At 35.7% G+C, this 22900-nt stretch carries 25 protein-coding genes; 14 read left to right on the forward strand and 11 right to left on the reverse strand.

Translation table 11 applies throughout. The features are described from left to right. The 4 genes from DT250_RS25315 to DT250_RS25330 all read right to left on the reverse strand — a co-directional run. Nucleotides 1–926 (reverse strand): SH3 domain-containing protein (locus DT250_RS25315; RefSeq protein ID WP_149213906.1); only part of this gene is annotated, 926 nt, incomplete at its 3' end. Nucleotides 927–1526: 600 nt separating this feature from the next. Continuing rightward, nucleotides 1527–2702, reverse strand: a complete 1176-nt coding sequence (locus DT250_RS25320; protein ID WP_097891337.1) for an ABC transporter permease — start codon at nucleotides 2700–2702, stop codon at nucleotides 1527–1529. 2 nt (nucleotides 2703–2704) lie between these two features. Beyond that, entirely contained in the window at nucleotides 2705–3379 is a 675-nt protein-coding gene (locus DT250_RS25325) for an ABC transporter ATP-binding protein (RefSeq protein WP_000609098.1), read from the reverse strand. After that, nucleotides 3376–4479: an efflux RND transporter periplasmic adaptor subunit gene (locus DT250_RS25330; protein WP_097891335.1), complete on the reverse strand. Its 1104-nt coding sequence runs from the start codon at nucleotides 4477–4479 to the stop codon at nucleotides 3376–3378. Before DT250_RS25330 ends, DT250_RS25325 begins: the two co-directional genes overlap by 4 nt. A gap of 211 nt (nucleotides 4480–4690) precedes the next feature. Between DT250_RS25330 and DT250_RS25335 the strand changes: the two genes are divergently transcribed. From DT250_RS25335 to DT250_RS25350, 4 genes are all read left to right on the forward strand, one after another. Next, complete coding sequence (locus tag DT250_RS25335; RefSeq protein WP_097891333.1) at nucleotides 4691–5425, forward strand: YwaF family protein; 735 nt, start codon at nucleotides 4691–4693, stop codon at nucleotides 5423–5425. A gap of 88 nt (nucleotides 5426–5513) precedes the next feature. Continuing rightward, nucleotides 5514–6380, forward strand: coding sequence for an ABC transporter permease subunit (locus DT250_RS25340; protein ID WP_142293434.1), 867 nt, complete (start codon nucleotides 5514–5516; stop codon nucleotides 6378–6380). A 1-nt stretch (nucleotide 6381) separates the two neighbouring features. Next, nucleotides 6382–7386 (forward strand): ABC transporter permease, encoded by a 1005-nt coding sequence (locus DT250_RS25345; protein WP_088608438.1) that lies wholly within the window; start codon nucleotides 6382–6384, stop codon nucleotides 7384–7386. 139 nt (nucleotides 7387–7525) lie between these two features. Further along, on the forward strand, nucleotides 7526–9448 hold the full coding sequence (locus DT250_RS25350) for an FtsX-like permease family protein (RefSeq protein ID WP_088608439.1): 1923 nt from the start codon (nucleotides 7526–7528) through the stop codon (nucleotides 9446–9448). A 39-nt stretch (nucleotides 9449–9487) separates the two neighbouring features. On the opposite strand, the gene brnQ2 is transcribed toward DT250_RS25350, so the two are convergent. From brnQ2 to DT250_RS25370, 4 genes are all read right to left on the reverse strand, one after another. After that, nucleotides 9488–10804: a branched-chain amino acid transport system II carrier protein BrnQ2 gene (gene brnQ2, locus DT250_RS25355; protein ID WP_097891329.1), complete on the reverse strand. Its 1317-nt coding sequence runs from the start codon at nucleotides 10802–10804 to the stop codon at nucleotides 9488–9490. Between the two features lie 216 nt (nucleotides 10805–11020). Next, a complete protein-coding gene (gene cotJC, locus DT250_RS25360) occupies nucleotides 11021–11590 on the reverse strand; it encodes a spore coat protein CotJC (RefSeq protein ID WP_000265275.1) in 570 nt (189 codons plus the stop codon). 12 nt (nucleotides 11591–11602) lie between these two features. Further along, nucleotides 11603–11866 (reverse strand): spore coat protein CotJB, encoded by a 264-nt coding sequence (locus tag DT250_RS25365; protein WP_000194492.1) that lies wholly within the window; start codon nucleotides 11864–11866, stop codon nucleotides 11603–11605. An 8-nt stretch (nucleotides 11867–11874) separates the two neighbouring features. Continuing rightward, on the reverse strand, nucleotides 11875–12090 hold the full coding sequence (locus DT250_RS25370; protein ID WP_046957262.1) for a spore coat associated protein CotJA: 216 nt from the start codon (nucleotides 12088–12090) through the stop codon (nucleotides 11875–11877). Nucleotides 12091–12138: 48 nt separating this feature from the next. Between DT250_RS25370 and DT250_RS25375 the strand changes: the two genes are divergently transcribed. Then, nucleotides 12139–12552: a VOC family protein gene (locus tag DT250_RS25375; RefSeq protein ID WP_097891327.1), complete on the forward strand. Its 414-nt coding sequence runs from the start codon at nucleotides 12139–12141 to the stop codon at nucleotides 12550–12552. 14 nt (nucleotides 12553–12566) lie between these two features. Continuing rightward, a complete protein-coding gene (locus DT250_RS25380) occupies nucleotides 12567–13346 on the forward strand; it encodes a DUF2935 domain-containing protein (protein ID WP_088608441.1) in 780 nt (259 codons plus the stop codon). A gap of 17 nt (nucleotides 13347–13363) precedes the next feature. On the opposite strand, the gene ku is transcribed toward DT250_RS25380, so the two are convergent. Further along, on the reverse strand, nucleotides 13364–14176 hold the full coding sequence (gene ku, locus DT250_RS25385) for a non-homologous end joining protein Ku (RefSeq protein WP_149213886.1): 813 nt from the start codon (nucleotides 14174–14176) through the stop codon (nucleotides 13364–13366). Between the two features lie 350 nt (nucleotides 14177–14526). On the opposite strand from ku, the gene DT250_RS25390 reads away from it, so the two are divergent. The 4 genes from DT250_RS25390 (at nucleotide 14527) to DT250_RS25405 (ending at nucleotide 16269) form a co-directional block, all read left to right on the forward strand. Then, entirely contained in the window at nucleotides 14527–14808 is a 282-nt protein-coding gene (locus DT250_RS25390; protein WP_000733852.1) for a YkvA family protein, read from the forward strand. Nucleotides 14809–14819: 11 nt separating this feature from the next. Next, a complete protein-coding gene (locus tag DT250_RS25395) occupies nucleotides 14820–15425 on the forward strand; it encodes a DedA family protein (RefSeq protein ID WP_061677846.1) in 606 nt (201 codons plus the stop codon). 110 nt (nucleotides 15426–15535) lie between these two features. Then, nucleotides 15536–15904 carry a DUF3992 domain-containing protein gene (locus DT250_RS25400; RefSeq protein WP_088062054.1) on the forward strand — a complete coding sequence of 123 codons (369 nt, stop codon included), beginning with the start codon at nucleotides 15536–15538 and terminating at the stop codon, nucleotides 15902–15904. 20 nt (nucleotides 15905–15924) lie between these two features. Then, nucleotides 15925–16269, forward strand: a complete 345-nt coding sequence (locus DT250_RS25405) for a DUF3992 domain-containing protein (protein WP_000525803.1) — start codon at nucleotides 15925–15927, stop codon at nucleotides 16267–16269. A gap of 57 nt (nucleotides 16270–16326) precedes the next feature. On the opposite strand, the gene DT250_RS25410 is transcribed toward DT250_RS25405, so the two are convergent. Beyond that, nucleotides 16327–16752: an S-Ena type endospore appendage gene (locus tag DT250_RS25410; RefSeq protein ID WP_088608443.1), complete on the reverse strand. Its 426-nt coding sequence runs from the start codon at nucleotides 16750–16752 to the stop codon at nucleotides 16327–16329. A 351-nt stretch (nucleotides 16753–17103) separates the two neighbouring features. Between DT250_RS25410 and DT250_RS25415 the strand changes: the two genes are divergently transcribed. The 3 genes from DT250_RS25415 (at nucleotide 17104) to DT250_RS31830 (ending at nucleotide 20027) form a co-directional block, all read left to right on the forward strand. Continuing rightward, complete coding sequence (locus DT250_RS25415; RefSeq protein WP_142293435.1) at nucleotides 17104–19566, forward strand: LamG-like jellyroll fold domain-containing protein; 2463 nt, start codon at nucleotides 17104–17106, stop codon at nucleotides 19564–19566. An 80-nt stretch (nucleotides 19567–19646) separates the two neighbouring features. Then, on the forward strand, nucleotides 19647–19850 hold the full coding sequence (locus DT250_RS25420; RefSeq protein ID WP_000391504.1) for a hypothetical protein: 204 nt from the start codon (nucleotides 19647–19649) through the stop codon (nucleotides 19848–19850). Between the two features lie 12 nt (nucleotides 19851–19862). Beyond that, nucleotides 19863–20027, forward strand: a complete 165-nt coding sequence (locus DT250_RS31830) for a hypothetical protein (RefSeq protein ID WP_075312097.1) — start codon at nucleotides 19863–19865, stop codon at nucleotides 20025–20027. Nucleotides 20028–20061: 34 nt separating this feature from the next. Here DT250_RS31830 and DT250_RS25425 read toward each other — a convergent pair whose 3' ends face one another. Next, nucleotides 20062–21465: a branched-chain amino acid transporter BcaP gene (locus tag DT250_RS25425; protein WP_088608446.1), complete on the reverse strand. Its 1404-nt coding sequence runs from the start codon at nucleotides 21463–21465 to the stop codon at nucleotides 20062–20064. Between the two features lie 180 nt (nucleotides 21466–21645). On the opposite strand from DT250_RS25425, the gene DT250_RS25430 reads away from it, so the two are divergent. After that, nucleotides 21646–22869, forward strand: coding sequence for a cation:proton antiporter (locus tag DT250_RS25430; RefSeq protein WP_052767423.1), 1224 nt, complete (start codon nucleotides 21646–21648; stop codon nucleotides 22867–22869). Nucleotides 22870–22900 lie beyond the last annotated feature (31 nt).

Consider the following 22900-nt stretch of genomic DNA (forward strand, 5'->3'; position numbering starts at 1 on the left):
GCTGCTTCTTGAGCCTTAGCTGCTTCTTGAGCCTTAGCTTCTGCTTGAGCTTCAGCTGCTTCTTGAGCTTTAGCTGCTTCACGAGCTTTAGCTGCTTCTTGAGCCTTAGCTTCTGCTTGAGCTTCAGCTGCTGCCTGAGCTTTAGCTTCTGCCCCGGCTTTAGCTGCTTCACGAGCTTTAGCTGCCTCTTGAGCCTTAGCTTCTGCTTGAGCTTCAGCTGCTTCACGAGCTTTAGTCGCTTCCTCCGCCTTAGCTTTAGCTTGCGTTTCAGCTACTTCACGAGCTTTAGTTGCTTCCACTGCTTTAGCTGTATCTTGAACTTTAGTTGTTTTTTCAGCTTTAACTACTGGTTGAACTTTAACTGGTGCTTTACCTGTTAAGTAAGGAACATGAACATAAGCTGTTTTGCCGTTATATTCAAATTGGATCCAGTCGTTTTGTACTTGGTGTGTTGTTTCAATTACATCATCTTGTTTCAATTTACCAAGAATTTCTGAGTCTGTGTTTGCACCAGCACGTACGTTTAATACGTTTGCTGTTACGTAGTAAGTGTCTTTTGTATAGTCAGCGCTAATGAAAGCTTCTTTACCGCTGTTTAATTTCACTTTTGACCATCCGTTTTCTGTATGTAAAACGTTAACTTTATATCCATCTAATAATTTTCCTACAACTTTTGATTCAGTAGTTGGGTTTTCTCGTACATTTAGTACATCAGTCGTTACGATTGTTTCTGCTTTAGCAGATGTTGTGAAAATCCCAAGACCAAAAACCGCTGCTGTTGCTATACCCATAAATTTTTTCATAATAGCCTCCATTGCATTTGTTTTCGTTGACCTCATTATAGCAACCATTATTTTCTTATTTGCGGAAAACATAAAATTACAAAGGTTTCGTAACGGGTCATTAATATTCTGTAATAATTCCAGTAATATCCTAAAAGCGCTTCCTTATAGTTGTTAGGGGAGGTTAGAGCATACCATACATAAAAAGAGGAGTATTTCAATTTCTAATCGGTTAATAATGTTTCTTAAACGTTACGAAAATGTTTCGTAATCGTTACGAAAACGGCGTGTTTTGCTGTTAGGACAGAAAAGTAGTTATGTAAAAATAACTATTTTGGTTGTGGAGAAATATAAATGAGGTGAAAATCGATAAAATATCGCTATAATTGTTACAAAATAAGTCGAGTTATGGAAAAAATTACACCTTGATTTTAGTCTGTTACATATTATTTTTGCAATAATAGGATTCTATAATAGCTTTAGTAAGCTAAAATAATGAAAGGTGTTTATAACGTGAAACATATATAATAGAAGAAACACGATTTAATAGATAAAGTGAAACTTTAATCAGTGGGGAGGATTCTTCCTCCCCCACTGATTATTAGTTGAACCAATCGGGCTTTTATGGGCAGCCCGACCCCCACCTAAATTCTTTGCTTTCGCTGAATTTTGAGGTGGGGGTCTTACTGCCCATTAAAGCGGGATAAATAAAAAGCGTAGGAGTGTAAACTCCTACGCTTTTGTTTATTCATATCGTAAACATTCAATTGGATCCAGTTTTGCAGCTTTGTTAGCCGGTAGTAAACCGAATATAATACCGATTAACATGGAGATACCTACTGCAAGAAGTCCAAGTTCTTTTGAGACAACGAGTGGCCATCCGGCAAAGATTGAGACGATCCAAGCGAAGAAGATACCGAGCATGAATCCGATAAAACCACCGAGTCCTGTTAAAATACAAGATTCAATTAAGAATTGTGTTAATACTTTACCACGTGTTGCACCAAGTGCTTTACGAATACCAATCTCACGTGTACGTTCTGTTACAGATACAAGCATGATGTTCATTACGCCGATACCACCAACAAGTAAGGAGATAGCGGCAATACCACCGAATACCATTTTCATCATACCGATGGATTCGTCTAATTGCTTCGTAAATTCACCTAAGTCTTGTGCTTCGAATTTGTGCTCAAATTTCGGAGCTTTCATTTCGTTTAAAACAGAAACGGCTTGTTTTTCTACACTTTTACGTTCTGTTGGAGAGGTCATCGTTAATCTTACAGAGTCATACTCATTTACTCCTGAAATGACAGGTGCGTTTTCCAGTGATGTGTAACCTTCAGGCATAGCCATTCCAAATTCGTTTTTCGTTTCGTATACACCGACTATTTTATACGGCTTTCCTTTTATATCTGTGTATTGATTTGATTCCCAACCACTAAATAATTTGTTGAAAGCTTCTTCATTTAATATAACAGCAGGGATTGCCTGGTTTAATTCGCTGTCGTTTAATTCACGACCGTGAACTAATTTTATTTTCGAATCTGTCATAAAGGCGCCTGTTCCACCTTTTAAATCAAGAGAGACATCTTTTGAACCAGCAGATGCTTTTACTTTCATACTTACATCTGGATACACATCTTTAATGCCTGGTACGGTTTGAAGACGGTTTAGCATATCAGGTGTGATTTTGGCACTATCTGTTCCATAATCAGGGTTGTTGTAGTAAATCGTTATTTCATTATCTTTTCCTTGGCCTAGCTCTTCTTTAAACTTTGCATTTGTACCATCACCCATTGAAATGATAGTAATAATGGCACTAATACCGATAATAATTCCTAGCATTGTTAAGATGGAACGCATTTTGTGGGCAAAGATAGAGGAAAGGGCCATGCGTATATTTTCACTCGTGTTCAAAATTAACCTCTCCAATCTTGGACGATGTTTCCGTCACGAATTACAATTTGCCTTGCTGCAGCTTCCCCAATTTCACGATCATGGGTAATCATAATGATTGTTGAGCCTTGTTTGTTTAATTCGTAAAAGAGATCCATAATTTGTGTACTTGTTTTCGTATCAAGTGCTCCTGTCGGTTCATCGGCTAAAATGAACTTTGGATTATTTACGATTGCACGTGCGACTGCGACACGCTGTTTTTGTCCACCTGATAATTCGTTCGGTAGGTGAGTAGCACGATCAGCTAAACCTACTTTTGTTAAAGCGGCTAATGAGCGCTCGCGTCTTTCTTTTTTATCGACTCCAGCGTAAATAAGAGGTAGCTCTACATTTTGAAGTGCTGTAAGTCTCGGTAATAACATGAAGTTTTGGAATACGAACCCAATCTCTTTATTACGAACGCGTGCAAGTTCTGTCTCAGACATGTTTGAAATATTTTGACCAGCTAGTTCATACGCACCTGTCGTTGGTTTATCTAAGCAGCCGATAATGTTCATTAATGTTGATTTACCAGAACCAGATGGTCCCATAATAGAAGTGAATTCTCCCTGGTTCAGTGTTACGTCAATGCCGTGTAATATTTGAACGGATTCTGCACCATTTTGGAAAGATTTCGTGATGCCTTTTAAGTTAATCATCGGGCGACGACCTCCATACCATCTTTTAAGTCTTTTTCAGGTTTAGAGATAATTTGCTCTCCTTTTTTCACTCCAGAAACTTTTGCTTCGCTATCAGTCTCGAATTCAACAGTAACAGCTTGTTCTTTCGCTTTACCGTCTTTTACAACGAAGACAATATTTTTGTCACCTTTTTTCACGATGCTGCTTTTCGGAACAATCGTACCAGTTGCTTCGCCAGATTTACTTGTTACGTAAACGTGGAAGCCGTTTTGTAATTCTTCACTATTATCTAATGTGACAGTGAATTGATAGTTAGAAACTGTTTTGTTTTCATCCATGCTCTTTAATGGTGTAGAACCGATTTCTGTTACTTTTCCTGTCCAAGTCTTACCAGCGACAGTTTTTGAGGAAACAGTTACTTCTTGCCCGACTTTCATACTAGCAAGCTCATATTCAGAAAGTTGACCTTTTACTTTAAATGGCCCAGCGTGGCGAAGTGTAATGCCGCTCATACCTGTTTTTTCATCAGCAGTTTTTACGATATCATCAATTACGCCATCAGTAGGGCTCGTTACAGAAAGTGTATTTACTTTCTCTTTTGCTGCTTTAATCATTTCATCAGATTTTTCAACTTCAAACTTTTTCATTTCAATTTGTGATTCTAATTGTTGTACTTCGATTTCTGATGCTTTTAATGCTTCAGCAGGAAGGCCTGCATTTTTATCTTTTTGTAATTTTTGTTTCGCTGTATCAATTTGTTTTTGGAACAATGTTACTTCTTTTTGTGCGATTTTCTTTTGCATTTCTGCTTCCGTTACACCTTGTTTCGCAGTAGGGTCATTATATTTAAACAGAAGCTGCCCTTTCTTAACTTCATCGCCTTTTTTAACAGCTAATTCATACGTACCTTTTGTTGGATCAAATGAAATTGTTTCGATGCCGTTTGGAATGACTTCACCGCCAAATTTTTGCGCGTTTTCAATTTGTTTTTCTGTTACTTTATATCCGCTATATGCCATTGCTACTTCTGAACTACCGCCAGCAAATGCAAAATATGATCCAGCTGCAATACCGATTGCTACTACACTAGTAATTAACACTTTATTTTTCTTCTTCATCTATTTATCACCTTTTCGTTCGTTTTAGTATCTACATTAAGTATAGAAGAGGTGAAGAATCTGACAAATCGTTTTAGCTTACAATAACCTTACAGTTTTGTAAGGTATGAATATGTAAATGTAAGGTAGAGCTTGTCCAAGTGTGAGCAAATGAATTGACTCGTCGTTTCTTTCTAACAATAATATTGTATGAAAGAGAGGAGGAGGCAAGATGGAAGCTTATTTTAGTGCGCATCCATTAAAACCATTTATTCCATACTCAAGGCAACATGTCCTTATATTATTTATTATGTTGGTGGGGATATTTTTTCTATATCAATACCAAGATTTATTGCGTCAAAATGAGTGGAATATAACGGTTCGATATGCGATTGCATTTTTATTTGTTGGGAGTGAAATTGGGCTCCATATGTGGGAATGGAAAGCGGGGATTTTTGAACTAGGCACTTCATTACCATTTGAGCTATGTACGATTAGTTTATTGTTAGCATCGATTATGATTGTAACGAAAAGTTACCGCATATATGAGATTGTATTTTTTACAGGGATTATCGGTGCATCACAAGCTATTTTAACGCCGAACGTGCAATATGCTTTTCCGCATTTTCGCTTTATAGAATTCTTCGTTGCACATGTATTACTCATTTGGGCACCACTCTTTATGACGTGGGTAGAAGGATATAGACCGACCTTGCAATCAATTAAGCGTACGATGATATTTTTAAACATAATAATTCCAATCGTTTCTTTTGTGAACTACAAAACAGGTGGCAATTATATGTTTTTAGCTCGTAAGCCAGAAACTGCTTCATTACTTGATATGTTAGGACCACACCCTTACTATATTATTTCATTAGAGCTTGCAGCGCTTATTGGATGTTTTATTTTGTATATGCCGTTTGCGAAAAGAGAAGGGCATGCGCATAAAGAATCACTAGGATCATAACCTAGTGATTTTTTTATTTGAATATTTAAAATTCAGAAAATTAAGAATAAAATTAGAGGGTAAATTATATAAAGAGAGAAGGGAAAACGTGGTCAAAAAAGTTTTTCTGAATGGGATGGAAGTGACGGTTCAATTTATTATTTCGATTTTGGGTATTATTTGTTTAGGAGCATTGCCGACATTATTTTATGGATTTGAGCTGCATGTATCAAAGTACATACAGAGTTTAAAAGAAGTGTTTGTGAACTTAATGGATATCTCCAATTTTCAATATGTGAGAGGTAAATTTTTATTTCCGCAGTTGTTCGTCCATTATAAAGAAACGATTGTGATTTTTTTGGCGGCTTTTTTCATTTCATTATTTGTAGCATTTTGTATTGTTTATGTCATTATGAGTAGTTCACCGCGTATACAGCATCGCATTAAATCATTTCTCATCTTCCTAGAATCTATTCCAGACATTCTTCTTATTTTAGTATCACAAATTTTAGTTGTATGGTTTTTTAAAAGTACAGGTTTTTTACCTTTTCAAATTGCGTCAATCGGAGGCGAATCGATTAGAGGATTGCCGATATTTTGTTTGAGTATACCGACTACGATTTTGTTTGTAAAAATGTTAGTGCTTCGTTTTGAAAATGAGCTAGAAAAAGATTATGTACTATTTGCTAAGGCGAAAGGGCTGAATCGTTTTCATATTTTAAATCGTCATGTTTTACGAAATGTGTTGCTTAGTACACTTTTCTTTGCGAAAACGAATATCTTTTTTATGTTATCTAATTTATATATTATAGAATGGATTTTTAATACGGGTGGTATTTTTATTTTTTTGAAATCGTATGAGAGTATTAGGGTTGAGGTTTTCATCGTTAGTGTGCTGCTTATTTATATTCCGATTTTTATTTTGTTTAAAGTGTTTCATTATCTCATTCCAGCTGCGATGAAGGAGAGACTATAATATGTGGACGTATATAAAACGCGATAAAAGATTTTGGATAAGCATTGGTTTTCTTCTCATATTAGTTCTTTTGAGCATCGGAAATACGATATGGAATGATGGACATATTAGACAAGTTACATTGCAATATGATGCGGATGAAAATCCACAAGTGCCACCGTTTTCACCTTCATTACAATTTTTACTTGGGACAGACCGGAAAGGATACGACCTGTTACATTTAGTCATTGAAGGTGCGAAGTGGACGATTGGTATATCTATTTTAATTGCGGCACTTAGAATGGTGATAGGTGTGTTTTTTGGTGTTGTGCTTGGAACATATGTAAAAAGAGGGTTTTCAAAAATCGAGGCTTTTTTTGATAGTTTTACAGTTATTCCAACAGTTATGATTGCGTATTTTTTTCTTCACCTTGCAAATGCATTTGGGAGTGGAGAGGAAACAACAACCTTTTTTGAAAGAGCTTCGTTTCAAGTTTTATTACTTGTAATGCTTGTGATGCCAGTTATTGCACTGTATGTTGCGAAGGAAGTCCGTAAATTGAGAACCGAAGAATTTATTGAAGCTGCGTGCATATTGGGTGGATCGAGAAGGCACATTGTTATAAAGCATATTTTCCCGCATCTCTATATGACGTTTATACTTGTATTTTTTCAGCAGTTTACGCAAACTCTTACTATTTTACTGCACTTAGGATTACTGGAAATATTCTTTGGTGGAACAGTTCAGTTTTTAGGACCGATAGAAGAAATAGAATCATACACGCATGAATGGTCAGGTTTAATTGGAGTCTATTTTAGATCATTAACAGTGAATCCATGGATTCCTCTCGTTCCCATTACATTTTTTGGACTTACTATTTTTTCAGGAAATATGATTGTAAAAAGTATAGAAGAGGCGATGATGAAAGTAAGGTTAGGAGGAGAGATAAAGAAGGACGCTATAGAAGAGGAACAATCTGCTGTGCAGTCAAAAGAAGAGTTATTTACTTTTAAACATACGATGTGAAGAACCTAGGAAACTAGGTTCTTTTATTTTGCTATATTACAATATCGTAAGAGAGATGTAATGAAAATCGATAGGGGAGAAATACAATTTCGTATACACTTCATGTATAGAGAAATGCGAGAGCGGGTGAAGGTGTACGATGGATTTTTTAGAAGTATCAAAACGTAGCATAAAACGAAATATGAAAGATTATTTTCTATACTTTATTTCATTAGTAGGCAGCATTATTATTTATTTTACATTCGTATCGATTAAACGAAATGAAAGTGTAGTAGCTCTTTTAAAAGAGTCGGATAAAGTGGAAACGACATTTACGTTTGCACAAATATTGTTAATTATCTTTTTAACGATATTTATTTTTTATTGTAATAGCTTCTTTTTGCGAAAGAAGAAAAAAGAAATTGCGCTATACAGTTTATTAGGTATCCGTAAAGAAGAAATTGCGAAGTTACTCTTTTATGAAACGTTATTAGTTGGTGGTGCGGCAAGTGTGTTAGGTATTCTTGCTGGTTTATTTATAGCGAATATGTGCGCAGGGCTTCTTGTGAAGCTAATGGGAAGTGCGTTTACGTTCACATTTACGATTTCATTTTTATCTATAGTAGAAGTTCTTATAACGATAGGCGCAATTTTCTTTATTGCATCATGGAAAAGTAAAAAGTTAATTTATGAGCATCGTTTAGTTGAATTACTATATGGTGAAAATCAGAAAGAAGAGGCACCTACGTATGCAAGTGAGAAGGCAAAACGAGCGATTGCTTTATTAATTACAGGTTATATCATTGCGCTACTTACACAAATCTTTGGGTTTGGGGCCATTTTCATTACAGGTCTACTTATTTTTGGTTGTATTGTAAAAGGTACGTTTTTACTATTTGAGCAATATACAGTGAAATCACTCCATAAAATAAAGGGAGATAAAACGAAATATTGGAATGGAACGAACATTTTATCGATTTCTTCATTGTTCTTTAGAATAAAAGGGAACGTAAAGATGCTGGCGCTATTATCTTTATTAAGTGCGGTAACATTATGTACGATTGGAATTAGTTCTAGTATGTATTATGGAGCGCAGAAGACAGCGGCATTAATGAATCCAGTTAGTTATGAATATGTAACAACTGGAAAAGGATTAGATAAGAAAGTTAGAGAAGAAATTCAAAAGCATGAGTTAGCAATTAAAAATGAAACGTCTGTAGCTATGCTGTCTATGCAAGGGAAGATAGATGGAAAACAAATATTAACAGGGTATTTAATAGGTAATGGTAATGTACAAGTTATAAAAGTGACAGATTATAATAAATCAGCTTCTATGTTAGGCAATAAACAAGTTATTCTCGGTTCTGAAAAGGAAGTTATTTTATTAGATCCATATAAATCATATAACATCGAAAAGAATTCGCTTGAAGGAAGTAATGTGTCCTTTGAAGGGATGAAGAGTGGTTTAACAATCGTTGATCACCGCGAAGAAACAGTTGTTAGTGCGAAACTTGCACCAGTGGGGCTTGTTGTTCGAGATTCGCTATTTAATAAGTTGCAGCAAGGAAAGGATGTTTCAACAGTTAGCGGATTTATCGTTGAAGGAAACGGTAATAGAGAGCTAACGAAAGAGCTAGGGACAATCATTCCTAAAGAAGTGAAATTCCAATCATTTGAAGAGGCGAGCCAATCTGAATTGCAAGATGGTGCAGTATTATTATTTGCTAGCGTATTTTTAGGGATTGTTTTTATTCTTGCAACAGGTTGTATTTTATACTTTAAACAAATAACAGAAGCGATGGCAGAGCGACCAGCGTACGGAATGTTAAAGAAAATTGGACTAACGAAAAAGGAAGCAACAGAGTCTGTAAGAAAGCAAGTGGGGGCGATATTCGTAGTACCATTACTGCTGGCAATATGTCATACATTCTTTGCATTTTTAAGTTTGATGGGCTTTACAGGAATGTTTGAATATAGCCTTCCTTTACTAGGCAGTATAGGTGTGTATATAATCATATACTTTAGTTACTATACGTTAACGGTCCGTTCGTACACAAATATTGTATGTAGCGATAGAAAATAAAAAAGAAGCAAGCATGGATTTCATGCTTGCTTCTTTTCTTTATTTTGTAGAAACTTCACCTTCAGCTTCTGTTTGAGGAATATAGTATCCGATTATACCACCAACGATTGCTGGAATAATCCAACCAATTCCTAAGTTATAAAAAGGAATGGTGTGTACGATATTAGCGATAAAACTTGGTATCATTCCCACATTATCCAGTGCATGAATACAGCTAATAATGAATGCTGCGATCATTGCTCCGATGTAGACAGAAGGTTTACGTTTCGTATATTTATCAAGAAATGATACGAAAATTAAAATGATTGTAATTGGATATAAAATAATTAATACAGGTAATGTAATTTTGATTAATAAACTTAATCCTAAGTTTGAAATCACGAAGCTAAAAATACAAACGTATAGTACGAGCTTTTTGTAAGAAACGTTTGTTAATACTGTTGCAAAATAGTTGGCGAATGCACTTACAACACCAATGGCTGTCGTTAAACAAGCGAAAATAATGGCGATACTTAATAAAACATTACCGCTTGTCCCAAAAAATTGGTACATAACAGTAGCTAACAGTTGACCACCGTTCTCGAATTGTCCCAAGTTGCCGTTTGAAGCGCCGATATAACCAAGTAAGAAATAAACAATTGTTAAGAATACAGCTGCAATGCTTCCGCAAATAATTGTATATTTCGCAATTGATTTCTTCTCTTGTATACCGTTTTGGCGAATTGCATTTACAACAATTGTTGATAATACGAGAGCACCGATTGCATCTAACGTTAAAAATCCTTCAAGAAATCCTTTGAAAAATGGAATTTCTTTATAGTCACCAATAGGTTCTGTAAACGTTCCTGGTGAAAGAATCGCTTTTGTTGCCATAATTGCAATAATTCCAAGTAAAATTGGCGTTAATATTTTTCCAATATGATCTACTAATTTTGATGGATTTAATGATAAGAAGTAAACGACTGTAAAGAAAATCGCACTAAAGATTAACATAGAGTACCATTGGTCCGGGAAAAGTGGTGCAATCCCAATTTCGTAAGATACAGATCCAGTTCGTGGAATAACAAATAGTGGGCCGATTGAAAGATAAATAATGATAGCGAATATTGCTGCGAATTTTGGATGAACACGGCTTGCTAAAGTGTTAAAACTACCACCGGCAAGGGCAACAGCGACGATAGCTAGTAAAGATAAACCGACGTCTGTAATAATAAATCCTGTAATGGAGACCCACATATTTTCTCCGGAAAAAAGACCGAGAAGGGGCGGAAAAATCATATTACCAGCACCGAAGAAAACTGCGAATAGTAATAAACTAATCGAAAGTATTTGCGCTGGCTTTAAAGTTGTACGCATATAAAGAAAATCCTCCTAATGAGTATTTTTGTCGAAAATTCAAATAATTTGTCGAGTAACTGTTACTATTTTAAAGGTCTGATGACTAGAAAGCAATAGGGAATTTTGAAAATATTAAAAAATAATACATTAAATCGAATAAATATACTATTTATATCTTTAATAGGAAGGATTTAACTTTTAACGTAAAAAACACATATCACTAGGATACGTGTTTTAAAAAAATATTTTTTTATCACGTTCTTCTTTTAAAATTTCAACTGCTTCTCGGAAACGTTGTGAATGGACAATTTCTCGTTCACGTAAGAAGCGTAGGCTGTCATTTATATCTGGATCATCTGATAAATTAATGAGCCATTGATATGTTGCACGTGCTTTTTCTTCAGCTGCGATATCCTCGTATAGATCGGCAATTGGATCACCTTTAGCCTGTATATAGGTTGCAGTAAAGGGAACACCAGCAGCATTATGGTAATGAAGTGCACTATCATGATCAACATAATGAGGATCAAGTCCAGCGGCTTTCATTTGTTCAGGAGTTGCATCTTTCGTTAGTTTATAAACCATCGTAGCAATCATTTCAAGGTGAGCAAATTCTTCTGTACCAATATCAGTAAGTAGGCCAATGACTTTATCAGGAATTGTATAACGTTGATTTAAGTAACGTAGTGCAGCAGCTAGCTCGCCATCTGCACCGCCATATTGCTCAATTAATAATTTTGCAAGTGCTGGATTGCAAGTTCCCACTTTAACTGGGTATTGTAATTTCTTTTCATAAATCCACATAGTTTCTCTCCTTTATATTTGCCATGGCCAAGGACCTTTGCTCCATTCCCAAGGAGCATTGGAATAGCTGTTTCCAAACTGTTGGAGTGGCCCGTATTTTTCTTCCATCTTTTGTTTTAATACTCGCCGTTTATAGGAAAAATCATTAAATTGATTAATCGCAGCGGTGTCATCTGGATGTGTATCTAAATAAAGAGTGAGTTCAACTAGTACAAAGTCCAGTTCTTGAAGCTCCAGTAAAAGCTGATAGTATTCTTCTGGTAGCGATTGAGTCACGTCAGTAGTCACCGCCCTTTTTTATAAGGATTTTCATAATAGTCATAAAAAATAGGCCATAAAGTCCCTTTTTGTAGCGCTTCTTTTGGCGTGAATTGTGGTAAGTTTGGCGGTTGAAAGCCTAAAAATAAATTAGGAGGAGTAGAATAATATTTTTTTCCGATAGGAGGACAAGGGTCGAGAGGACTATGATAGGGCACGAATGATCTCATATATTTATTCACGAATAAACCTCCTTAAATGTTCATTACTACGTATTGTATTCAGACATAATGAGCATTTATGACACATATAAAAAAGTAATAAGTACAGGGGGAATGAATGTGGAGAATGTAAAGAATTTAATTGTGTTAGAAGTAAAGAACTTAAAGGAAACTCTGTATTTTTACGAAGGGATTTTAGGAATAACACCTAGTTCAGAGAGGCCGCAATTAGATATTACAGGGGTTTGGTATGATACCGATTCAACGAGAATTAGTTTTGTTATGAATCGCAGCTTGGGCGGGCGTGAGAAGAGTGTTACGGACTCAGTTGATGTTCTAACGTTTTCAATTTCTAACATAGAGAATGTAAAGAAGAGGTTAGTATTTTATAAAATTGCATATACAGAAAACAAAAGTGAGAAAAGTATTGTAGTACAAGACCCAGATGGATATAAACTTCAAGTGGTAGAGAAGGATGAATAAACGGAGGGGATTTAGTGGAGAGAAATTATGAAGAAAGTGCGTTGTTTGAGCATCAATTTTGGCTAAAGGTACTTACTGATCATGCACAATTTTTACTTGATGCATTAGCTCCGAAGGAAAAAGCGGATATAAAAAAAGCTACTTACTTTGTTGAAACATTTACGAACCTGTTAAATAAAGTTCGGAATGTGAATCTGATGGCATTCTCAAAAGAGGCAGAACAAGCTGCAAAGGAAATTCGGACGTTTAAATTAAGTATTATACAGAAGCAGTTGGAAGGGAAAATTACTATTCATTTTACACCAACTTTTATTAATCATATGGTAAACGAAGTGGAAGAGTATATAACGGTTTTAGAGTTTTTGAAGAAAGGGGAAGTTCCGCCTGTTTTTCATGAATTGCATTATCATCTCGTTTGGTTAACGGATGCGGCTGGTCATGCGGGCTCTATTTCTGGTGGGCTAGATCTTGTTGAAAAAAGATTAAAAGAGAAAAGCGAAGAATTTACGAAGCATTTTGAACAATTTTACTTAAAGGCAGTTGAGATGACTGGGTATTTACGAACGGAGCTTCATCATTTTCCAGCATTAAAGAAGTTTACAAAAGATGTTTCACTTGAATTGAAATTATTTTCGCATTTTTTACATGAAGTGGAAGAGCTGGAGTTATCGCATGAAGTATTAAGTGCACTATCAGCTAGAATGGCAGATCATATGGCAAGAGAGGAATGTTATTATTTATTAAAATTAGCTCAATCATCTGGACTCGAAATGCCGAAATGTAATCCGCTTTAAAGAACAAGAGGTCAATTTCATTTGGCCTCTTGTTCTTTTTTGTTTTCTCTTTTTATTTTTGCTTGTTCAATGCTTGCCTGTAATGTCTCCATAATATTAATGATGTTCGGAGCTGGAGAGATTGTTTCAGTTTTTTCCTGTTGTTCAATTTTATTCTCGATTAATTCGGTAAGGGCTTCTGCATATTCATCTATATACATTTCTTGTTCAAAAGGATTTGTAAGGTGGTAGATTAAATTAATTGCTGCGGTGAGTTCTTGTTTTTGGATAGGGTAATTTTCATTACTTGGTAAGTTAGGTGTATTTGTTATATCGCGAATTTCATTAGGGTAGTGGATGGTTTGTAACATAAGTCCATCTTCAAAGTTACGGATAATAGCTAAATGTTGTTTTTTTCTAATAGAAATATGAATAAGCCCAAGTTTATTTGTACGTTCAAGAGCTTCTTTTAATAATAAATATGATTTTTCATGTCCTGGGATAGGGCCTATAAAATAAGAACGGTCATAAAGAACAGAATCGATTTCGTTATTTTGGATAAAAGATATAATACGAATGGATCGTGGTTCGTGAGCTTTTTGCAACGCAGCTAATTCTTTTTCATCAATAATGATGTATTTATGAGGTGCATATTCATAGGCTTTTACAATATCTTTATCATCAATTTCTTCATCCGTACAATCAGGAGCAAATTTTTTATATTTAATAGGTGTTAAGCATTCTTTATGGAGACTTAAAAATTTTATATCGGTTTCTTCTACGGCGCTATATAGTTTAATTCCTATATTTAATAGTCCGAGTGAAAGTGCACCTTTCCATACGGTATGCAAATGAAACCTCTCCTTTCATTCAAAAATGATTATGTATATTATGAGATAGTAAGAAATTTCCTATACGTTTTTTGTTTTTTACGGAAGGGTAAGCAGGAGGGATTGGGATATAAAATATATTGACAAGCCCTCTGAAATATTTTAATGTGAGTGTATAAAATTGTGTATAAAGGGGAGTAACTTATTACAATAAAGTCGTCATTACAGGGAGAAACCCTCGGCTTTATTGGCAACGTTTCGTTGTTAGTGAGACCTTTACCAGCAATGGTAAAGGCCCCTTATTGTCTTTTTTAGGACCCTTACCATATTTGGTAGGGTCCTTTTTGTATACAAAGAGAGGAGAAATAAAAATGAAAAAACTTATTAGTAGATTAAGAGTTGTATTTCATGTCCGTCGTTTCGTTCCATTCCTATTTGACTTTTTTACTTCAAAAGAGGTTTCAATAAAGAAGAAAATTTTATCTGTTGCTTTTTTAGTTGGGTATGTTGCGATGCCGCTTGATTTAATTCCAGACTTCCTGCCGTTTATCGGTATTTTAGATGATATTGGAATTGTGTTATTCATTTTGAACCGAATTGTAAAAATGGCGCCAGTTCAATTACAAGAAAAGCATAACGTAAACGTAGGATAGGAGTTAAAAATATGGAGCAAATTATTTTAGATATAATTGAGTTTTTAAAGCAGTTTTCTTATTTTGGAGTTGTGTTAGCATTAACGTTTGAATTTATTCCAGCAGAAGTAGTGTTGCCCATGGTTGGATATTGGGTGTACGAGGGGGATATGAATTTTTGGCTAGCTGTATTAGCTGGAACACTGGGGGGAACGACAGGACCATTAACGTTATACGCACTCGGTTATTACGGTGGTCGTCCTCTATTAATAAAGTACGGGAAATACTTCTTTATTAAAGAAGAACAAATTCAAAAAGCAGATGATTTCTTTGAGAAATATGGACCAGTTGTAGCATTTGTTGGACGCTTTGTGCCAGGGGTTCGAACGCTTATTTCTGTTCCATGTGGAATGGCGAAAATGAACATATGGAAATTTAGTATATATACATTTGTAGCAATGTTCCCGTTAACGACTTTGTATATTTATTTTGGGATGAAATTAGGTCCGCATTGGGAAAAAGCGGCGGATGTTGTTGGACAATATATGTTACCGATATTACTAGTCGTAGTTATTGTTGTAGGTGGTATTTTAATCTATAAATTTATGAAAAAAAGAAACAGAACGGAATCTATCTAGTCATTAGTACAGGAGTTGTCTTATTTTTTGAAAATAGATGAATAGTACAGGCAAAAGACTCTGAGGGACATACACATATAAGGAATAAGTAAGAGAGAGGGGAAACTTCTATGTCTTGTGAATGCTCAGGGGCGGCATTAACGTGTTGTCCAGATAAAAATTATGTGCAAGATAAAGTGTGTAGTCCATGGTCTGCTACTGTAGTTGCAACAGCAATTGATAATGTTCTTTATACAAATAATATTAACCAAAATGTAGTTGGTACTGGTTTTGTTAAATATGATGTTGGCCCAGGTCCAATTACTGTAGAAGCGCTTGATTCTGCTGGGGCTACAATTGATACACAAACATTAAACCCAGGAACGAGTATTGCTTTCACGTATCGTCGCTTTGATAGTATACAAGTTGTGTTACCTGCAACACCTGCTGGAACGTATCAGGGAGAATTTTGTATTACAACACGTTATCCACTTTCATAGCAGAATAGGAGAGGATCAAAATGGGAATGAGAAGTTCCGGTTTGTCTTGTTGTTCTAATAAAACACTTGTGCAAGATCAAGTATGTACAGACTGGTCTATTACAGGTGCTGGTACTCAAATTGTATATACGAATAATATTACACAAGAAGTATATGGTTCAGGTTATGTGAAATATGATGTAGGCGCGAATCCCATTACAGTTGATTTTTTAGTAGGTGCTACAGTAGTTGATACAATTACTGTACAACCACAAAGTAGTGGTACTTTCACTGTACGATATTTTACGACTGTCCGAATTACTACGACAGGAACAACTGTTAATCAAGGAGAGTTTTGTATTACTGTACGTTATCCAATTTCATAAAAAAGCATACCGTAAATGGTATGCTTTTTTTATTAAGGACGTAATGAAATTGGTATTCTATAAGCAACATGTAAATTGGCAACAGTACTTACCTTCTAAATATAGTGAAGGATTACTTTGTATATTGATAATCCTGACTGACTCTAAGTCTTTTCCTGTGTACGATATTGTATTACCAGGAAACACAGTGAAAACATTAGTTACTGCTCCAGTGATTTGAATTGTAATTGCTTCTGTGCTGCTAGTACTATTGTAAACCGAGACATTACCTGATATAAGTAGTATCCCATCACTTTGCCATAGTATCATTGACTGTAATGCACCTTTGGCAGATGGGATGGTGTTATTAGTTATGAGGAAATTCCCTGCAAATTCATTAGTTACTCGCTCGCAATTTGGATTTGGGGGAGGGGGCGGTGGACAAGGGTCTGGACAAATAATAGATAAAGGAGCGAAACAGCCAATATTTCTTTTATTCTTCAATATACCCCCTCCTTTTAAGTTGTCTTTTACTACTATTAAATGTAGAAGCATGGCCGATGTGTTAAAAAAGAAGGAAATGTTAAAAATTAAGATTGTCCAATAGGCTTAAACTTTAATTTATCATTAGTGTTATAGAAAAGATTATATGTGAATAGTCATAGGAAAAGAATGATCAGACTCTTTTAGACAAAAGGTGGTTGTATACAATAGTACGAGGAATGTTGGACTTAACTTCTAATTAACTGTATATTTACAAAAATCTAATAAAATTAATTTGTTATTTAAACGGCATTAATATGTTTTAGATAAAATAGCCCTTGTAATGAATCAATTATTATGAGGAGGATTCACGTGGAAAGAACTATTTTACGAAAAGTAAAAGGCCTTATTGGATTATTAATGGTTTTTGTATTAGCGTTCGTATCATTTCCGTGGAGTACATCAGTCAAAGCGGAAGAGAAGAAGCAAGAAAAGGCACCAAGTGAGAAGAAGATCGTTTTTCCAGTCGTAAGTGATGTACATATTAAAAATAGTGGAACGGATGATACGTTTCGCTGGAAACGAGCAATCGAGCAACTTAATACACTTGCACCTAAACAAGATGCGTTCGTAATTGTGGGAGACTTTACTGATTCAGGATCGGTACAACAATATGATCGTTTCATGCAAGTATATAATGAAAATGCAAATAAAGATGCGGTACGAATGAATTCTCTAGGCAATCATGATTATTGGAACGGTTTATCTGTAGAAGGAGCGCAGAAGCGTTTCTTAGAAAAAACAGGTATGAAATCAATTTATTATCATAACGTGGTAAAGGGTTATCACTTCCTTGTTATGTCTCCAGAGGACGGGACAACTCATGGATATTATTCAGATAAACAAATTAATTGGTTAAAAGAAGAAATGGAAAAGGCACAAAAAGATGATCCAGAAAAGCCGATTTTCGTATTTTTACACCAACATATTAAAGATACAGTATACGGTAGCCAAGAATGGGGAACAAAAGATAGTGCGAAAATTAATGAGGTATTAAAACAATACCCACAAGTTATTACGTTTTCAGGTCATTCACATTATCCGTTAGATGATCCAAGATCGATTCATCAAAAAGACTTTACATCAGTTGGCACATCTTCAGTAAGTTATATGGAGGTTGAAGGTGGTAAAGTACAAGGAAATATCCCGTCAGGAGCTAGTACATTAAGCCAAGGTTTATTAGTAGAAGTAGATGATAAAGAAGTAACGATTAATCGCCGTGATTTCCATACAAATTCTTGGACAGGCGAGCCTTGGAAAATTAAATTACCATCAAAGAAAGACACATTTACACATGTAGAAGATCGTGATAAAGAAAAGCCATACTTTGCAAAAGATGCGAAGTTGTCGGTATCAAATGTAACAGAAAATGCAGCAACAGTAACATTTCAGCAAGCGTTGGACAACCTTCTTGTTCATTCTTACCGTGTACAAGCGAGAGATAAGCAAACGGGAGAAATAAAGAATAAATTGTTAGCATTCTCAGAGTTTTATCGTGATCCAGTGCCGAAAGAACTGACATTTACGCTTGCAGGACTAGATGGCGGGAAAACATATACACTGGAAGTCGTTGCGATCGATTCATTCGGCAACGAAAGTGTACAACCATTAACGGCAGAGATTACTACGAAAAAAGATAATATTGACCCGAATGTGAAAGTACCAAAGGCGGATGTTTTTGATGTAAACTTTGCAGATGGTACATTTAAAGACAATTCATCATTTGGTACAAAAGGTGATGTTAAGGGTAATGTGACTATTGAATATGATAAAGTGTTGAAAAAGAATGTTATGAAGCTAAACGGAAAAGCAAATACATTTGGATACCTTCCATTTTCAGCAGCACAAAAAGAGAAAGTAGCAAATACATTTACATTAGAAACTGTGTTTTCAATGAATGAAATTCGCGGACAAGGTATTTTACAAAATACAGAGAGCGGCGGAATTGGTTTTGAATCTACAGGAAGTGGTTATGTAGAATTATGGGCTCATATTGGTGGAAGTTATAAACGTGTTGGCGTTCAATTAGAGGCTAATAAAACGTACCATTTAACAGGAACGTATAACGGAAGTGAAGTAGCAATTTACGTAGATGGTAAAAAAGTAAATAGCCAACCAGCTACAGGGAAAGTATATCACCCGAACGTACCATTTGCGCTTGGGGCAGACCCTGATAGTAATGGGAATGGTGGTATACCGCTAAATGGACAAATTGCGCTTGCAAAATTATATAGTAAAGCATTAAGTTCTTCAGAAGTATTAGCAGCGTATAATGAGTTTTCTAATCGTACAAAATTAGAGCAAGTAAACGCGTTATATGAAGAGCTTGGGAAAGTGAAAGAAGTGTTAGCTGGTACGTATGAGTTTGGTGACAAACCAGGTCAATATTCAAAGGAAGCATTTCAAGCACTAGAGAAAAGCTATAACACTGCAAAGCAAGCATTTGAAAATGTAGGAAGTACTGGAGAGCAAATCGTTCAAGCGTATAACGAATTAAAAACAGCTAATGTAACATTTGTACAATCTAAAGTAGCAGAAGAACAACCGAAAACACTGAAAGAAAAATTACAAATCAATATTGAAACTGCAAAAGCAGTAGTGAAAAAAGCGCAAGCTGCAAATGTAACGGACGGTTCAGTGAAATCATTGAGTCAAAAAATTACAGTGGCAGAAGCTGTATTAAAAGATGCGAAAGTAAAAGATGCACAAGTAGAAACGATGAATCGTACGATAGAATATGCGATTTCACTCGTTGAAAAAAGCATAAGCAAATAAGAGAGAAGAAAAAGAAGCTTATCATGATAGGCTTCTTTTTTGTTATACTAAAAATAGCATAGTATGAGGGAGCGAATAATTTGGAAGAGAAAAAGCTAAAAAGAATTCTTGAATATGTATGGATCGCGGTTGTGCTCCTTGTAGGATATTATTTCTTAAAAGAGAAAAGTATATGGGTTCTATTTTTAATGACGTTTTTATTAGCGGGTTTAGGCACGTTATTTATTAACTTCTTCTTTGATAGTTTAAATGCATGGAAGAAGAAAAAGAAGGGAACGAAGTAAAGGAGGGAACATATGCAAAAGTGGAAGCTTATATATCAGGTGATTATTTTCCTATTGCTTGTAGGTATTGGCGTTTTTAAATACGCCACACCGATAGGAAATTGGGCATCGTTTACAGCTTGCATCGGCATGTTTTTCATTTTACAATCGTTAACGAAAAAAAATAATCAGACATGAAGGTTGCTCGCCGTTTTATCGGCGAGCTATTTTGTTATGCTTTTTTCTTTTCATCATTTGTTTTTTCAGTAGCTAAATGACTATGTTTTCTAGAGTAGAAGAAATAGAAGCATAAGCCGACTAGAAGCCAAACTGCAAAGCTTATCCATGTCGTTTTAGACAAATTGATCATTAAATATAAACAGCAAAGAATTGCAACAACTGGTAATACAGGTACGAAAGGTGCGCGGAATCCACGTTTTAAATCAGGATGTGTTTTTCGTAAAATAAGTACAGCGCAGCAAACGAATGTGAATGCTGTTAACGTACCGATGTTTACTAAATTCGCTAGTAAATGTAAGTCTAAAAGTCCTGCTAATAAAGCTGACACAACGCCAGTAATCCACGTGTTTAATAAAGGGATTTTTACTCTTTTATTCACACGTGCTAACGCTTTTGGAAGTAAACCGTCGCGGCTCATTGCATACGAAACGCGAACTTGTCCATACATAACGACTAAGAGAACGGTTGTCATTCCAGTCATCGCCCCAACAGCGAGTAGTCCTGCAATTGTATCTTCGCCAACGAAATGTAAGGCAAACGCAACCGGATCAGAAACATCTAATTGTGTATACGGAACCATACCTGTTAAAACGAAAGATACAATCATGTATAAAACAGTACAAATAAGAAGGGAACCGATAATGCCAATTGGTAAATCGCGCTGTGGTTTTTTCGTTTCTTCTGCAGCGGTTGCGATTGCATCAAAGCCTAAGAAGGCGAAGAATACAGTGGCAGCCCCAGTAATGATACCGTCGTATCCGAATGGAATGAACGGAGTCCAATTTTCAGGTTTTACATATTTTGCCCCTGCTACGATAAAGGCGATAATAACAGCTAACTTGATAAGAACCATAATATTATTAATGCGTGCGCTTTCGCGTATACCGAAACTTAAAAGTCCCGTAATGAGTAGTAAAATACAAACAGCCGGTAAATCGATAATACCGCCTTTTCCTACGCCAGGGGCCGAGGCTATTATGGTGGGCAGATGGATGTTAAATCCTTGTAGTAAAGATTGTAAATAACCAGACCAACCGACAGCTACTGCCGCGACTGCAAGTAAATATTCGAGCATTAAACACCAGCCGACGATGAAGGCGACGACTTCTCCGACTGTCATATATGCGTAAGTGTACACACTTCCTGAGACAGGAATAGAAGAAGCAAATTCAGCATAACAAAAGGCTACACAAGCACAAGTAAATGCAGCAATAAGGAATGATAACATAATACCAGGACCAGAATGTTTCGCTGCGACAATACCTGTTAATACAAAGATCCCTGTCCCAATTACGGCGCCAATTCCTAAAAATGTTAAATCAAGTGCAGTTAAGGTTCTATCTAACTGCCGTGGTGATTCAGTACTAAGCGGTTTTTTTCGTAATAATGACTTCACTTTGGACTCTCCCCCCGTTTTTTCATTTCCATAACTGCGAATATAGTATGAGCCCACTAGAAAAGAGTATGTAAGTAAATGGAGGTACAGTTATGGTAGGTTGTTTTTTAAAATTGCTGGATTAATTTTATTATAATTCAGAATATTTTGTCAAATAAAAATGTGACAAATAAAATGCGAATGAATAGGGGAAACTACTGGCAGGAATGGACGAGGGTTAACAGAGTGACAAAACCACTCATAAAAGTTTTACTTTATAAAGTAGGAGAAGATGTTATGTTATTTTATTTTGAACTTGTCGTCATTTTACTTTGTACGAAATTAGCTGGTGATATTAGCGTTAGGCTTGGCCAGCCTTCTGTACTTGGTAAATTAATCGTTGGTATTATTATCGGTCCGGCTGTGCTTGGTATTATTAATAGTTCTGAACTCATTGATGAACTGAGTGAAATTGGTGTTTTACTACTTATGTTTATGGCAGGACTTGAAACAGATTTAGAAGAGTTAAATCGAAATTTGAAATCTGCATTCGCAGTAGCGATGGGAGGAATTATTTTCCCATTCCTTGGTGGGTATTTAGCAGGACTTGCGTTCGGAATGTTACAGTCGCATGCGATCTTTTTAGGGTTATTACTTTGTGCCACTTCCGTTAGTATTTCTGTTCAAACACTAAGAGATTTAGGGAAAATGAATACGAGAGAAAGTACGACGATTTTAGGGGCAGCTGTATTTGATGATGTAATTGTTGTTATTTTATTAGCATTTGTGATGAGTTTTTTAGGTACACAAGATGTAAATGTAACGCTTGTCATTGCAAAGAAAATTATCTTTTTTGTCAGTATCGTTTTCATCTCTTGGAAAGTTGTTCCATGGATTATGAAAATGCTCGTACCACTTCGCGTAACAGAAGCGTTAATTAGTGCAGCTCTTATTATTTGTTTCTCATTTTCGTATTACAGTGAAATGATGGGGATCGCAGGTATTATTGGGGCATTTGCAGCTGGAATTGCCATTTCGCAAACAGAGTATAAGCACGAAGTAGAACATAAAATTGAACCGATTGCTTATGCAATATTTGTACCGGTGTTCTTCGTAAGTATCGGAATGGAAATTACATTTCAAGGTATCGGAAGCCAACTTTGGTTCATTATCATCATGACGCTTATTGCAATTTTTACAAAGTTAATCGGATCAGGTTTAGGAGCAAGACTGACAGGGTTCAACCTTCAATCTTCTATTAGTATTGGTGCGGGGATGGTTTCGCGCGGAGAAGTGGCGCTTATTATCGCAGCGAATGGACTTGCGGCGAATTTATTAGCGAAAGAAAATTTCACAGCGATTGTTATTGTTGTTATATTAACGACGATTATTACGCCGCCGCTTTTGAAGAAGTATTTTGTATAGAGAGGAAGAGCTTATCTGATGTAGGTAAGCT

It is taken from the genome of Bacillus sp. AR2-1, assembly GCF_008368755.1.
GTDB lineage: Bacteria > Bacillota > Bacilli > Bacillales > Bacillaceae_G > Bacillus_A > Bacillus_A wiedmannii.

What these genes read in the sequence shown, in the direction of transcription:
- DT250_RS25325 (WP_000609098.1), bottom strand. Translation starts at nt 3,379, where the DNA reads ATGATTAACTTAAAAGGCATCACGAAATCTTTCCAAAATGGTGCAGAA.
- DT250_RS25330 (WP_097891335.1), bottom strand. Translation starts at nt 4,479, where the DNA reads ATGAAGAAGAAAAATAAAGTGTTAATTACTAGTGTAGTAGCAATCGGT.
- DT250_RS25335 (WP_097891333.1), top strand. Translation starts at nt 4,691, where the DNA reads ATGGAAGCTTATTTTAGTGCGCATCCATTAAAACCATTTATTCCATAC.
- DT250_RS25345 (WP_088608438.1), top strand. Translation starts at nt 6,382, where the DNA reads ATGTGGACGTATATAAAACGCGATAAAAGATTTTGGATAAGCATTGGT.
- DT250_RS25350 (WP_088608439.1), top strand. Translation starts at nt 7,526, where the DNA reads ATGGATTTTTTAGAAGTATCAAAACGTAGCATAAAACGAAATATGAAA.
- brnQ2 (WP_097891329.1), bottom strand. Translation starts at nt 10,804, where the DNA reads ATGCGTACAACTTTAAAGCCAGCGCAAATACTTTCGATTAGTTTATTA.
- cotJC (WP_000265275.1), bottom strand. Translation starts at nt 11,590, where the DNA reads ATGTGGATTTATGAAAAGAAATTACAATACCCAGTTAAAGTGGGAACT.
- DT250_RS25375 (WP_097891327.1), top strand. Translation starts at nt 12,139, where the DNA reads ATGAGCATTTATGACACATATAAAAAAGTAATAAGTACAGGGGGAATG.
- DT250_RS25390 (WP_000733852.1), top strand. Translation starts at nt 14,527, where the DNA reads ATGAAAAAACTTATTAGTAGATTAAGAGTTGTATTTCATGTCCGTCGT.
- DT250_RS25395 (WP_061677846.1), top strand. Translation starts at nt 14,820, where the DNA reads ATGGAGCAAATTATTTTAGATATAATTGAGTTTTTAAAGCAGTTTTCT.
- DT250_RS25400 (WP_088062054.1), top strand. Translation starts at nt 15,536, where the DNA reads ATGTCTTGTGAATGCTCAGGGGCGGCATTAACGTGTTGTCCAGATAAA.
- DT250_RS25405 (WP_000525803.1), top strand. Translation starts at nt 15,925, where the DNA reads ATGGGAATGAGAAGTTCCGGTTTGTCTTGTTGTTCTAATAAAACACTT.
- DT250_RS31830 (WP_075312097.1), top strand. Translation starts at nt 19,863, where the DNA reads ATGCAAAAGTGGAAGCTTATATATCAGGTGATTATTTTCCTATTGCTT.
- DT250_RS25430 (WP_052767423.1), top strand. Translation starts at nt 21,646, where the DNA reads ATGAATAGGGGAAACTACTGGCAGGAATGGACGAGGGTTAACAGAGTG.